A 254-nucleotide genomic window follows, 5' to 3' on the forward strand; every position below is an offset into this window, starting at 1 on the left:
TTTTCGCCTTTCCCTCACGGTACTGGTTCACTATCGGTCAGTCAGGAGTATTTAGCCTTGGAGGATGGTCCCCCCATATTCAGACAGGATACCACGTGTCCCGCCCTACTCGTCGGACTCACAACTCGTGCATCTTCGTGTACGGGGCTGTCACCCGGTATCGCGCGACTTTCCAGACGCTTCCACTGATGCACAAGCTGATTCAGGTCCTGGGCTGCTCCCCGTTCGCTCGCCGCTACTGGGGGAATCTCGGT

General features: G+C 57.5%; 1 rRNA gene. It reads right to left on the minus strand.

Annotated features, from left to right (window positions below):
• Positions 1 to 254 (minus strand): 23S ribosomal RNA (locus MXF20_RS23310); the annotation flags it as partial.

Source organism: Pantoea dispersa, assembly GCF_035783935.1.
GTDB classification, from domain to species: Bacteria; Pseudomonadota; Gammaproteobacteria; order Enterobacterales; family Enterobacteriaceae; genus Pantoea; species Pantoea dispersa_C.